Here is a 12,582-nt window from a genome sequence, read left to right on the forward strand (position 1 = left end):
CCGACGGCCGCGTGCGGAGGCGGAGGCGCGGGCCGGGGACCTCAGTGCGCGCCCCGCCCGTCGGCCGGCGACGACAGGGCGTCCCGGAGTCCGGCTCGGGACGTGACGCCCAGCTTGGGGAAGATCCGGTACAGGTGGGCGCCGACCGTCCGGTGGGACAGGTACAGGCGCTCGGCGATCTGCTTGTTGGTCATGCCGCTCGCCGCCAGGTGGGCGATCTCGTCCTCCTGGGCCGTCAGCGCGGGCGGACCACCTCGCCGCCCCGGCGACGGCCGGTGTCCGCAGGCGCGCAGTTCCCTCTCCGCCCGGAAGAGCCACGGTGCGGCCGTCATGGCGGCGAAGCCGTCGCGCGCGGCGAGGAGGTGCCGCTTGGCCCGCGCCGCCGACCCGGCCCGGCGCAGCTTCTCGCCGAGGGCCAGCCGCACCCGCGACCCGTCGAACAGCCACCGCCGCGCGTCGGCGCCGACCAGCGCGGCTTCCAGGCGGGACACCGGCTCGTCGCCGTCGAGGACGAGGGCCTCGGCGCCGGCCAGGAGCAGGGCCGTCCGGGACGACAACGCCCCCACGTCCGCGTCCCGCATCGCCCGGACGTGCGCCAGCGCCTCGGCCGTGCGCCCGGTCCGCACGGCGGCCTCGACCAGGTCGAACATGACCCACGTGCAGTGCGGGACGTGGGAGGCGAGAACGCCGGGCGGGCTCAGGGCGGCGGCGTGCCAGAAGGCGGCGTCGTGGTCGCCCCGCCCGGCGGCGGCGAGCGCCCGCGCGTGGTGCGCGAACAGCGCGGCGGCCGCCACACCGCGGGGCAGCGCCCAGTGCGTGATCTCGTCGGCGAGCGCGCACGCCTCGTCGAACCGCCCCCGGCCCGCGGCGAGGATCGCCCGGTTGTACCGGAAGCACCACGCGAAGAACGGGAAGCCGCTGGTGTCGCAGATCCGCCGTCCCTCGGCGGCGAGTTCCTCGGCCTCGTCCCACCGTCCCACCAGGAAGTCGTCGAGGCACAGGTGCATCAGCGCCCCGAGGTGCCGACCGGGTGCTCCGCCGTCCCTCCCGTGCCGGACCAGCCGCCAGGACGACTCGCGGCAGTCGCCGAGGCGGTCGAGGTACACCGCGGCGGTGCCGATCCGCACGACGCGGGCGGCGTCCGCGTCGGCGGTCAACGTCCGCAGGACCGCGTCGACCCGCGGCAGAGCGGCCTTCCCGTCGCGCACCGGATCGGCGACGCTGTCGCGCGCCAGCGCGAGCACGTCCGGCGGCTGCGGCCGGAGCCGCCGCAGGACCGAGAAGAACGGCTTCCAGTGCTCCGGCGTGCTCCCGTGCCAGCACAGCAGCAGCAGGGTGTGCACGGCCTCGACGAGCGCGGGATCGTCGGCCCCGTGGTCGTGGCCGCCGGTCTCGATGGCGCTGACCAGCAGCCGGTGCGCGGTGTTCAGCTCACCGTCCCCGTTGATCACGAGGAGGGCTGCCGCGCTGGCCGCGTACAGGGAGCCGGCGGAGTCCGGAGCCGCCCGGCGTGCGTCGGTCAGCAGGACCTCGGCGTCGGCGACAGCGCCGTTCGCCTCCGCGCCGACGTACGCGGCCTCGGCGAGCCGCCGTCCCCGGTCGGCGCTCGTCGTGCTCAGCTCGGCGGCGCGGACCAGGGCCGCGACCGCCGCGAACCCGTCACCCCGGAGCAGCACGCGGTGCGCCGCGTCCTCCAGGAGCCCCGCCACCGCCTCGTCCGGACCGGCGGCGGCCGCGGCGAGGTGCCACGCGCGGCGCTCCGGGTCCTCGACCAGGGCTCCGGCGAGGGCGAGGTGCGCGGTGCGGCGCTCCTCGTGCGTCGACATCGCCACGACCGCCGAGCGGATCAGCGGGTGCCGGAACGCGATCCGGGCCGTCGCGTCGTCCACGCGCACCAGCTGCGCCCGCTCGGCGGGAGCCAGGTCGGCCAGGCCGGGCCGGTCGGGCAGAGCGGCGCGGAGCACCCGGACGTCGCCGGCGCCCTCGAAGGTGGCGAGCAGCAGCACGTGCCGGGTCGCCTCGGGCAGTGCGGTGAGGCGTGCCGCGAAGATCGCTCGCAGACGATCGCTGAGGGGGACGACCTCGGGATGCGTGCCCGTGCGCTGAGCGGAACCCGGCAGCGTGGCCGGCAGCTCCACCAGCGCGAGGGGATTGCCCCGTGCGAGGTCGAGCAGGCGCCGCCGCACCCGCGCCGGCATCCGCGGGTGGCGCGTGTCGAGCAGCTGCCCGGCCGCCTCGTCGCCGAGCGGCTCGACGACGAGCTCGGACAGCCCCCGCAGGTCGAGGAAGCTCGCCGAGCCCGTTCTGGCCGACAGCAGCAGCCCGGCCCGGCGGCCCCCGAGTCTCCTGGCGACGAAGCCGAGGACGACGGCACTCGCGCGATCGATCCGGTGCACGTCGTCGACCACCAGGACGACCGGCGCGTCGGCCGCGAGCTCCCCGACGAGCAGCAGCGCGGCGTTGCAGACCAGGAGGACGTCCGCGGGCACGCCGGCACCGAAGCCGAGTGCCACCGACAGCGCCTCGCGCGGACCGGGCGGGAGGCGGTCGAGAGCCCCGCGCACGGGCAGCAGCAACTGGTTGAGACAGGAGTAGCCGACGTCGGCTTCGAACTCCGATCCGGACGCCCGCAGCGCGCGCATCCCGCCCGAGAGGGCGAGTTCCGCCGCGGCGGTCACGAGGGAGGACTTGCCGACTCCCGGTTCGCCCCGGATCAGCCGGACGCCGCCGCCCCGTCGCACACCGTCGAGGAACTCGGAGATCAGCGCCAGCTCGTCGCTGCGCCCGAACAGTTCGACACCGGCCACCCACCACCTCACGCGCCCGTCGTCGCTCCCCGGTCACCGGTGGACCGTGAGCCGTCTTCAAGTTCCTTCGTCCGGGCAGGCTATTGCGAGCAGCGCGCCGCGGGGCCGTCAGCGGGATCGGCGAGGAGGATCGAGCAAGAGATCGCGAGTTCTGATCAACCGTCGCCGGGCGCGACCGGCGCAGCACGCCGCTCTGCTCACCGATCAGCAGCCGCCGGACGAGCTCCCGTTCGACCAGGGGCGCCTCCGGGACGACCCGCGCGCGGTGGCGCTGCGTGAAGCGCTGTTCGCCCTGCGCCACACCCGCTCGCGGTGGACACCTGCGAGCCGTTCCCGTCCCCGCCCTCGCGGTCGACGGCTGCCGGGCGGCCGGGCCGGCGGTGGCGGCGAGATCCGGAGGTGACTCGTGCCACCTCCGCGAGCGGAGAGTCCGCGGAACACCCACGGCGGTGATCGAATACCTGTTCAGGCCCCGGAACCCTCGTCTTCTCCCGAAGCGGCGCGCGTGCCATCGTGCGGATCGGGCCCCCGCCCCGGCCTCCCGGTCGGCGTGCGGGGTCACGGCCGGAGGGCGCCGGTCGGGCGAGGACGCGGCACCTCGCGGGCAGCGGGAGTCGCACGGAGGAGACGGAGCGCGGCATGCAACGACGGGCGCTGCTGGGTCGTGAGACGGAGCGCGGCGCGCTGGCCGCCCTGGTCGAGCAGGCAGCCTCCGGGTCGGGTGGCGCGGTGGTCGTGCTCGGTGCCCCGGGGATCGGCAAGTCGGCGCTGGTCGCCGAGGCGGCGGCGCGCGCCGAGGGCCGCGGGATCCGGGTGATCACGGCGGTGGGGGTGGAGTCGGAGGAGGACGTGCCCTGCGCCGGTCTGCACCAGCTGGTCCACCAGCTGCGAGACGGGATCGACGGCCTGCCCGGACCACAACGCGCCGCGCTGCGCGCGGCCGTCGGGCTCGTCGACGAGGCCGTGCCCGGCCTCTACCTCGTCGGTCTGGCCGCGCTGACCCTGCTGTCGGACGCGGCGGTGAAGACGCCGCTGCTGGTGGTCGTCGAGGACGCCCACTGGATGGATCGGGCCAGCCTGGAGGTGCTGGGGTTCGTCGCGCGGCGGATCGAGTCCGACCCCCTCGCCCTGGTCGCCGTCACCCGCGGCCTCGACGACCGGCTCGGAAGTGCCGGGCTGCCCGTGCTGCGCCTGAACCCGCTGACGGACGCGGTGTCGGGCGAGCTGCTGGACGCGGTGGCTCCCGGCCTGGGGCAGCAGGTCAGGCGGCGACTGCTGGAGGAGGCGGCCGGGAACCCGCTGGCGCTGACCGAACTGCCGGTCGCGCTGCGGTCGGTCGGCGGGGCGTACGCGCTCACGCCGGGTCCGCTGCCGTTGACCGAGCGGCTGGAGCGGACCTTCACGGCACGGGTCTCCCGTCTTCCGGCCGACACCAGGGCGGTCCTCCTCCTCGCGGCCCTCAACGGTGACGGCACGGTGGACGAGTGCCTCGCCGCCGCTGCCCGGATGCTCGGGAGGGCGGTCGACGTCGCCGCCCTCGGCCCAGCGGTCGGCGCGGGGCTGGTGGAGGCGTGGGGGATGGTCTTCCGGCACCCGCTGGTCCGCTCGGCGATGCACCACGCCGCGACCGCCGCGGAACGGCAGGCCGCGCACGCCGCTCTCGCCGCCGAGCTCGAGGGGCAGCCCGACCGGCAGGCGTGGCACCGCGCCGCCGCCACCGCCGGTCCCGACGAGCAGGCGGCGCGGGACCTGGACTCCACCGCCGGCAGGGCCCTGCGGCGGGGCGGTGTCGCCGCGGCCCTGGGCGCGCTGCGGCGAGCGGCGGAGCTGACCGCCGACCCGTCCGCTCGCGCGGACCGGTTGCTGCGCGCGGCCGAGCTCGCCCTGGAGTCGGGGCAGTGCGACGTCGCGTCGCACCTGCTGGTCCGAGCGCGCTCGCTGGACCTCTCGGTCCGGGACCAGGGCCGTGCGGCCTGGGTCGGCATCGCCCTGGTCGAGGGTGCGCAGGGCGAGGGCACCGCGACCGCCGAGCTGGCCGAGCTGGCCGTGGAGATCGCCGCCGGCGGCGAGCCCGTGCTGGGGCTGCGCATGCTGTGGGGCGCGGTCCTGCACTGCTTCTGGGGAGAACCGGGACCGGCCGCCCGCCAGCGGGTCACCGACGCCGTCGGCCGGATGCCCGTGGACGCGGACAACGCCGACCTGGTGGCTCTGCGGGCGTACTGCACGCCGGTCGAGCGCGGGCGAGACGTCTTCGAGTCGCTGGCCGCCCAGCTGGAGCGCTCGTCCGAGGACGCCGAGGGGGACCAGCTCCTGGGCAGTGCCGCGGTGACGGCGGGTGCTCCCGCCCTGGCGGGTCGCCTGACAGCGAGGTCGCTGGACCCCCTGCGGACGCAGGGCCGGCTGTCGATGCTGGCCCGCGCCCTCTGCGTCCAGGCGGGCAGCGCCGCCCGGCTCGGTGACGTGCGCACTGGTCACCGAGCCGCCGAGGAGGCCGCCGAGCTGGCCCGCGCGACCGGCCAGCGTCTCGTGCACGCGATGGTGCACGCCATCCGCGCACAGCTCGCCGCCGTCTGCGGCGACCCGCTGGCGGAGGCGTGGGCAGCGGAGGCGGAGCGCACGGCCCTGCCAGGCGGCGCGCGCCCGGCGCTGGCCATCGTGCAGATGGCCCGCGGGCAGGCAGCCCTCTGCCAGGGGCGCTACGGCGACGCCTTCGGGCACCTGCACCGCGTCTTCGACCCGGCCGACCCCGCCTTCCACCCCTGGCTGCGCTTCTACGGGGTCTCCGAGCTGGTCGAGGCGGCCGTGCGCAGCGAGTCCGCGGAGGCGGCACGGGACGTCCTGGAGGAGTTGACCCCGCTCGGAGAGCTGACTCCGTCTCCGGCCCTGCTCTGCGGGCTGCGCCTCGCCCGCGCCCTGCTCAGCCCGTCGGACACCGCTGAGCCGCTCTACCGGGCGGCCCTCGACGCCGTTCCCGCCGACTGGCCGTTCGAGCGGGCGCGGGTGCACCTCGCCCTGGGCGAGTGGCTGCGGCGTCACCGGCGGCCCGCGGAGTCCCGCGTCGTCCTGCAGGCGGCGCGCGAGGTCTTCGACGCGCTCGGCGCATCGGCCTGGGCGGAGCGGGCACGCCAGGAGCTGCGCGCCGCGGGCACGTCCTCCCCCGGCCAGGACCCGGCCACCGTCGACCGGCTCACGTCCACCGAGCTGCACGTCGCCCAGCTCGCCGCGCAGGGGCTGACGAACCGGGAGATCGGCGAGCGGCTGTACGTCTCGCCCAGGACGGTGAGCACCCACCTCCAGCGGATGTTCCCCAAGCTGGGCGTGACGTCCCGCGGGGAGCTCGCGGCGGTGCTGCGCGGCACGATGACGTACGCCGAAGACGTCGTCTGACGGACGCGGCCGGTCCCCGTCGCTCCCTAGGTTCGTGCCGTGCCCGATCCGCGCACCGCGGACGGGCGGGAAGGACACCATGGGCACCATCACCGTCGGCACCGAGGGCTCGACCGGCGTCGAGCTCTACTACGAGGACCACGGCTCCGGCCAGCCGGTCGTCCTGATCCACGGCTACCCGCTGGACGGGCAGTCGTGGGAGAAGCAGACCATCGCGCTGGTCGAGGCCGGCTACCGCGTCATCACCTACGACCGCCGGGGCTTCGGCCGGTCGAGCAAGACCATGACGGGCTACGACTACGACACCTTCGCCGGTGATCTGGACAAGGTCCTGACCCAGCTCGACCTGCGTGACGTCGTCCTCGTCGGCTTCTCGATGGGCTCGGGCGAGGTCGCCCGCTACCTCGGCACCTACGGCTCGGAGCGAGTGGCGAAGGCGGCGTTCCTCGGCGCGCTCCAGCCGTTCCTGCTGCAGACGGAGGACAACCCCGCGGGCGTGCCGCAGTCGGTGTTCGACGGCATCGCCGAGCAGGCCGAGGCCGACCGCTACGCCTGGTACCAGAACTTCTTCGTCGACTTCTTCAACACCGACGAGACGCTCGGGTCCCGTCTCAGCGAGGCCGCGCTCCGGGCGAACTGGGCCACCGCCGTCGACTCGGCGCCCGTGGCGGCCTACGCCTGCGTTCCGGCGTGGCTGACGGACTTCCGAGCCGACGTGGAGCGCATCGACGTGCCGTCGCTGATCCTGCACGGCACCGCCGACCGCATCCTGCCGATCGACGCCACCGCCCGCGAGTTCCGCCGCCGCCTGCCCGAGGCGCGCTACGTCGAGATCGACGGTGCTCCGCACGGCCTGCTGCTCACCCACGCGGCCGAGGTCAACGCCGCCCTGATCGCCTTCCTCGCAGACTGAGAGCCTGACATCCACACGCTCACGCACCGCCTCACCGCACGCGTCACCGCTCTGCTGGCCGTGCTCGCCGCCGCCGCCGGGCTCGCCCTGTTCGGCACGTCGAACGCCGTGGCCGCCCACCCGTCGGGCGGGCAGAAGCCCACGATCGTCCTCGTCCACGGCGCCTTCGCGGACGGCTCCAGCTGGACCCCCGTCCTGGAGCGGTTGCAGCGGCGCGGCTACACCGCCGTCGCCGTGGCCAACCCCCTGCGCGGAGTCCGCTCCGACGCCGACGCCCTCGACGCGCGTCTCGCCACCATCGACGGACCCGTGGTGCTCGTCGGCCACTCCTACGGCGGTGCCGTCATCACCAACGCGAAGGCACGGTCGCCGAAGGTGAAGGCGCTGGTGTACGTCGCCGCCTTCGCCCCGGCCGAGGGCGAAGCCGCGGCACAACTCGCCGCGAAGTACCCCGGCAGCACGCTGGGCGAGACGCTGGCACCGGTTCCGCTGCCCGACGGCTCGGAGGACCTCTACATCAAGCCCTCGCTCTTCCGGCAGCAGTTCGCGGCCGACGTTCCGGCGCGACAGGCCGCCCTCATGGCGAGCACCCAGCGTCCCATCCGGAACGTCGCCCTGAACGAGGCGTCCGGCGAACCCGCCTGGGCGACCGTCCCCTCGTGGTTCCTGCTGGCCGGCGCCGACAAGAACATCCCCCTGCGGGCGCAGAAGTTCATGGCCGACCGGGCTGGTTCGCGCGCCACCGTGACCGTCGAGGGGGCGTCGCACGCCGTGGCGGTCTCGCGTCCGGACGCGGTCGTCACGCTCATCGGCCGCGCTGCGGGCTGACCCCTCCCCTCTCCCCCGGCCCCCGCGGACCACAGGTCGCGGGGGCCGGGGGTGCGCCCGCTTCGGCGGAGCCGCGGCTCTGACCTGGAGAGCACGTTGGCCGCCACGGAGCTGGACCTCACGGCCGGGGAGATCGAGTTCTCCGTCGGGCAGCCGACGGAGACGGCGGCGGCGGGGTGGGACCACCGCGCGCGGTGGCCGCATCCCGGCCCACGCGTGCGAGGGCGCGTCAGCGCGCCGGTGATCCGTCACCGGTGGTGCCCCCGGTGCGGCCCCACCGGAACCGGGGGCACCACCAGCCGCGACGATCGGTGCCGAAGTGTCGCTGGAGCACCGGCGTCACGAGCCGGAGTGCGATCCCGTGTCTCGACCACCAGAAGCAGGTCGATTCCCGATCCGGACTCGGCCGTCGTCTCCGCGCTCCAGGTCGTGCACCTCGGACGCTCCCACCGGCGGAGAACCACCGGCCCCGCGGTCCCCCGGCTGCGCGTGCAGCGAGACGCGGAACTCTCGTGGTGACATCCCCACAACGCGCCGAAACGCGGTGCTGAAAGCACTTTCGGACTGGTACCCGATGGCTCCTGCTATGACCGTGAGGGAGTCTTCGGTGCGCAGTGCGGCACGCGCGAGCTGCATTCTCCACTCGATGAGGTAGTCCAGGGGAGGTCTTCCCACCCTGTCTCTGAAGTTCGCGGCGAAAGCCGACCTCGACATCGTCGAGATCTTGGCGAGCTCGTCGAGCGTCCAGCGACGGCGCGGTTCGGCGTGCATAGCTCGCAGTGCTGCCCCGATTCCGTCGTCGACGACCGACGCGAGCCATCCCAGGGGCTCGCGGGACGAACCGGCGTGCGACCTCAGCATGTGCACCAGCAGAATTTGAGCCACGTGCTCGAGGACGAGAGACCTGCCCGCCTTGTGCGTCTCGATCTCGTGGACGAGGAGGGCCGCGATGTTCCAGAGCAGTCTTCCGTCAGCATCGTCCGCTGTGACGATCACAGCCGGGGGAAGCGATGAGAACAGGGTCGACGCATCGGAGCTCCGGAACTCGAAGTCGACGCTGCACGTGTACATGACGGAGCCGCGAGAGATCTCGTGAACACTCGCGGAGAGCTCCTCGCTGAGCAGCCCGTTCGAGTCGCGAGCTCGGGCCTCCTCGATCGAACTGCCGAGGCCGTAGGGGGGCGGATTTCCGAGAAGGTAGAAATCGCCCGTGCTCAGGAGAACGGGTTCCAGTCCGTCGACGCACAGCCAGCACTCGCCTTCCACCATCACGCCGAGCTTGATGTGCGGGAAGGGGGAGAACTGAGCTCCCCACGGCGCCGTCGCGTGGAGCGGGACGGGAGCGACGGTCCGGGGCCGCGCCAGCGCCAGGGCGACCCGGAAGGGGTCGTGCGCGTCGAGGGGGACCTCGGCGGTGGACGATCGATAAACATTCCTGGACTGCACGTTATGGACTGTACGCCCAGCGGTGGGAACGATGGGTGTTCGACGGCGGGAGTTGCCAGGCGTGCGAAGCCTGCTCACGCCGGATCGACACGAGGAGCAGCAGACGCATGCGGTACCGATTTCTCGGAAGCTCAGGGCTGCGAGTATCAGAACTGTCGCTGGGGACGGGTAATTTCGGCACGGGCTGGGGACACGGGGCGCGGGCGCCCGAGGCTCGGGCGATGTACGACACCTACAGAGAAGCGGGAGGAAACTTCATCGACACCGCCTCCAACTACCAGTCGGGGGATGCCGAGGAATACCTCTCGGACATCATCTCCTCGGATCGCGAGGAGGTGGTTCTGGCGACGAAGTACACCATGGGGACTTCGGCGAGCAGCGGCCTCCAGATGACCGGGAACAGTCGAAAGGCGATGGTCCAGTCCCTGGAGCAGAGTTTGCGTCGACTGGGCACCGACCGGGTGGACGTGTTCTGGGCCCACGTGGCCGACACGTCCACTCCCGTCGAGGAGATCGTGCGAGCCTTCGACGACCTGACGCGCGCCGGCAAGATCCTGTACGCCGGTCTCTGCAATTTCCCCGCATGGCGTGTGGCAACGGGAGTCACCCTGGCGCAGCAGCAGGGCTGGGCCCCTCTCGTGGCGATTCAGGTCGAGTACAGTCTCGTCGAGCGCAATGCCGAACGGGAGTTGGTGCCGATGGCAGAAGCCTTCGGCCTGGGCGTCCTCGGGTTCTCGCCTCTCGGCGGCGGTCTTCTGACGGGCAAGTACCGGCGGGGCGAAACGGGTCGCGCGCAGAGCTCGATCAGCCAGTTCCTCCACGGGGAGGACGACCCCGCCAAGGCGAGGGTTCTGGATGCCGTCGAGAGCGTCGCCGTGGACCTCGACACGACTCCGGAGCGGGTGGCGATCAGGTGGTCGATGTCGAAGGGGGTGATCCCCATCATGGGACCGAGGAGCGTGGACCAGCTCACGTCCTACCTCGCGGCCAGCGAGCTGGACGTCTCGACGCGTCAGCTCGAACAGCTGGACGAGGTGAGCGCGCCGCAGCTGGGGTACCCCCACAGGTTGTGGCCCGAGCACGAGCGGGTGGAGAAGAACCGGTTCACCCGGCCGTGAGAGGCATCCATCACTTCATCGGGAGGTCGACGTGAAAGCCGCACTCGGAGACCGGGTCATCGCGACCGCGGACGCTGAAGATCTCGTTCTGATCGAGGGGAACCGGTACTTCCCTCCGAGCTCTGTCGAGTGGTCGGTGCTGGAACCGAGCCCGACCGCGTACACGTGCCCCTGGAAGGGGCAGGCCGAGTACTACTCCCTCGTCGGCGGCCCGAAGGACGTCGCTTGGGCGTACACGGCACCCCGTGCGGACGCCGTCGAGCGGGTCGGCAGGGACTTCGCCGGGTTCGTCGCGTTCGATCGTGCCGTCGTCATCAGCGAGTAGTCCGCGGTCGTGGCGAGAGGGCCTCGCAGGCCGTGCGGGATCTGGGCCAGCGCCCGCACCCCGCACGGCCGGCATCGCCGGCCCCGTCAGAGCCGAAGTGGCACAACACCGTCTGCACGACACGAGGGGATCGACGCACGAGCGCTCCCCGGTCGTCGTCCACGCGGAACGCCTCCTCGGCCAGCCGGACCGCTTCCACCGATGTGGGCGGTCCGGCTGCGGCGAGTCCACTTCGGACGCGGGCGACCCGAACCGGACCGGAGCTGATCCGCTCCCGGCGGACGGCCGCGTTCCGCGTGCCGCTGGGGATCGGGCGGATCTGACGGACGGTGGACGCCGCCACGCCCCTGCAGACGAGCGGCTTACCGTCACAGCGGGCGCGGCAGCGGCGCAGCTCGGCGTGGAGGTCTTCGAAGGTCCGGGCGGCCAGCTCTGACGGCGATCCTGCCGACTGCCGGCGCGACCGTGCGCTCGGCGCAGCCGACGGAGGTCCTGCGGGTGCTGTTGCCGATCTCACTCGTGCGCAGCCACTCGTCGACGACGCGGGACCGCCGACTCCGCCGAGCGCCGCTCGTCGACCTGAGCCCGGAACTCGACGATTTTCTTCTCCGCCTTCTCCCACACGGCGTCGAGACGGATCAGCTCCGGTGGTCCTGATCCGGTTGTCGCCGCGGCCGAGCGGTGGTGCCCCCGGTCAGACTCGAACTGACACTGGACGGATTTTGAGTCCGCTGCCTCTGCCGATTGGGCTACGGGGGCCGGCGAGTGCTGACTCTACTGGATCAGACCCGGCCGGACGGCCCGCACCCGCGAACGTCCGACTCGCGGATCACGAGCGGACCAGACGGGCTATGGCCTCGCTCGCCTCCTGGATCTTCGCCTCCGCCACCGGGCCGCCCTCGGCGGCCGCCTGGGCGACGCAGTGCTTGAGGTGCTCGTCCAGCAGGCCCAGCGAGACGGCCTGGAGGGCCTTCGTCGCGGCGGCGATCTGGGTGAGCACGTCGATGCAGTACTCGTCGCCCTCGACCATGCGCTGAAGACCCCTGATCTGCCCCTCCACGCGGCGCAGTCGCTTCAGGTAGGCGTCCTTGTCGGCGGTGTACCCGTGCATCAGACCTGCCCTCCCTACCCCCGGCGGGTATCCGGTCCAGGATACGTGCGACTGGCCGATTGTGGCGCGTGACCGGCTTCACCACCCATTTTCCGCAGAGGACGACGGTCGCGAAAAGGCCACGAACGGGCGCTCTTGGCACATTCTGGTGAGAAAGGTTGGCTTCTGTTTGTCACAGTGCACTATGGTGAGCGCGAAGCGCGTCCACAGTTACTGTCGGGGGCAACGCGCTCTATGCGAGCACACACGGAGGAACTAGTGGCACAGCAGACGGTGGTTCAACTCATCGACGACCTCACCGGTGACCAGGCCGATGAGACGGTGACCTTCGCTCTCGACGGTGTCGAGTACTCCATCGACCTGTCGAAGGAGAATGCCGACAAGCTTCGCGACTCCCTGGCCGACTTCGTGGCGAAGGCGCGTCGCGCTGGTGGCCGCAAGCAGCGCAAGGGCACGGGCAAGAGCACCATCAAGGCCAGCGACAAGGCCCAGGCGCAGCAGATTCGCGACTGGGCGCGGGCGCAGGGCCACCAGATCTCCGACCGGGGCCGCATTCCGCAGGGTCTGGTCGTGCAGTTCCAGGAAGCGCACGCCTCCTGACCCGCGGCGTGTCTCGCTCGGTTTCTCGTGTCGCGGGGGCGCCCCTC

9 protein-coding genes and 1 tRNA gene are annotated in these 12,582 nt (G+C 72.8%); 6 read left to right on the forward strand and 4 right to left on the reverse strand.

Annotated elements, in window-relative coordinates:
- Positions 1-41: 41 nt before the first annotated feature.
- Positions 42-2,807: an ATP-binding protein gene (locus IMZ35_RS00600; RefSeq protein ID WP_199438875.1), complete on the reverse strand. Its 2,766-nt coding sequence runs from the start codon at positions 2,805-2,807 to the stop codon at positions 42-44.
- Positions 2,808-3,446: 639 nt separating this feature from the next.
- Between IMZ35_RS00600 and IMZ35_RS00605 the strand changes: the two genes are divergently transcribed.
- The 3 genes from IMZ35_RS00605 (at position 3,447) to IMZ35_RS00615 (ending at position 7,935) form a co-directional block, all read left to right on the forward strand.
- A complete protein-coding gene (locus tag IMZ35_RS00605; protein WP_199438876.1) occupies positions 3,447-6,194 on the forward strand; it encodes a helix-turn-helix transcriptional regulator in 2,748 nt (915 codons plus the stop codon).
- Between the two features lie 79 nt (positions 6,195-6,273).
- Positions 6,274-7,107, forward strand: coding sequence for an alpha/beta fold hydrolase (locus IMZ35_RS00610; RefSeq protein WP_199438877.1), 834 nt, complete (start codon positions 6,274-6,276; stop codon positions 7,105-7,107).
- Positions 7,108-7,215: 108 nt separating this feature from the next.
- Positions 7,216-7,935, forward strand: coding sequence for an alpha/beta fold hydrolase (locus tag IMZ35_RS00615; protein WP_199439556.1), 720 nt, complete (start codon positions 7,216-7,218; stop codon positions 7,933-7,935).
- 339 nt (positions 7,936-8,274) lie between these two features.
- Here the strand turns inward: IMZ35_RS00615 and IMZ35_RS00620 are convergent, their stop codons facing one another.
- Positions 8,275-9,381, reverse strand: a complete 1,107-nt coding sequence (locus IMZ35_RS00620; protein WP_199438878.1) for an AraC family transcriptional regulator — start codon at positions 9,379-9,381, stop codon at positions 8,275-8,277.
- A 107-nt stretch (positions 9,382-9,488) separates the two neighbouring features.
- Here IMZ35_RS00620 and IMZ35_RS00625 point away from each other — a divergent pair, with 107 nt between their 5' ends.
- Together IMZ35_RS00625 and IMZ35_RS00630 are read left to right on the forward strand one after the other, a co-directional pair.
- Positions 9,489-10,499 (forward strand): aldo/keto reductase, encoded by a 1,011-nt coding sequence (locus tag IMZ35_RS00625; RefSeq protein WP_199438879.1) that lies wholly within the window; start codon positions 9,489-9,491, stop codon positions 10,497-10,499.
- A 31-nt stretch (positions 10,500-10,530) separates the two neighbouring features.
- Positions 10,531-10,824, forward strand: a complete 294-nt coding sequence (locus IMZ35_RS00630; RefSeq protein WP_199438880.1) for a DUF427 domain-containing protein — start codon at positions 10,531-10,533, stop codon at positions 10,822-10,824.
- A 682-nt stretch (positions 10,825-11,506) separates the two neighbouring features.
- Here the strand turns inward: IMZ35_RS00630 and IMZ35_RS00635 are convergent.
- A tRNA-Leu gene (locus IMZ35_RS00635) sits at positions 11,507-11,583 on the reverse strand.
- A gap of 70 nt (positions 11,584-11,653) precedes the next feature.
- A complete protein-coding gene (locus IMZ35_RS00640; protein ID WP_199438881.1) occupies positions 11,654-11,935 on the reverse strand; it encodes a metal-sensitive transcriptional regulator in 282 nt (93 codons plus the stop codon).
- 258 nt (positions 11,936-12,193) lie between these two features.
- On the opposite strand from IMZ35_RS00640, the gene IMZ35_RS00645 reads away from it, so the two are divergent.
- Complete coding sequence (locus IMZ35_RS00645) at positions 12,194-12,535, forward strand: histone-like nucleoid-structuring protein Lsr2 (protein WP_199438882.1); 342 nt, start codon at positions 12,194-12,196, stop codon at positions 12,533-12,535.
- Positions 12,536-12,582 lie beyond the last annotated feature (47 nt).

The organism is Umezawaea beigongshangensis (assembly GCF_016464305.1).
Lineage (GTDB): Bacteria > Actinomycetota > Actinomycetes > Mycobacteriales > Pseudonocardiaceae > Umezawaea_A > Umezawaea_A beigongshangensis.

Excerpts from the sequence above, each read along its gene's own strand:
- IMZ35_RS00610 (WP_199438877.1), top strand. The coding sequence starts at position 6,274 with ATGGGCACCATCACCGTCGGCACCGAGGGCTCGACCGGCGTCGAGCTC.
- IMZ35_RS00640 (WP_199438881.1), bottom strand. The coding sequence starts at position 11,935 with ATGCACGGGTACACCGCCGACAAGGACGCCTACCTGAAGCGACTGCGC.
- IMZ35_RS00605 (WP_199438876.1), top strand. The coding sequence starts at position 3,447 with ATGCAACGACGGGCGCTGCTGGGTCGTGAGACGGAGCGCGGCGCGCTG.
- IMZ35_RS00625 (WP_199438879.1), top strand. The coding sequence starts at position 9,489 with ATGCGGTACCGATTTCTCGGAAGCTCAGGGCTGCGAGTATCAGAACTG.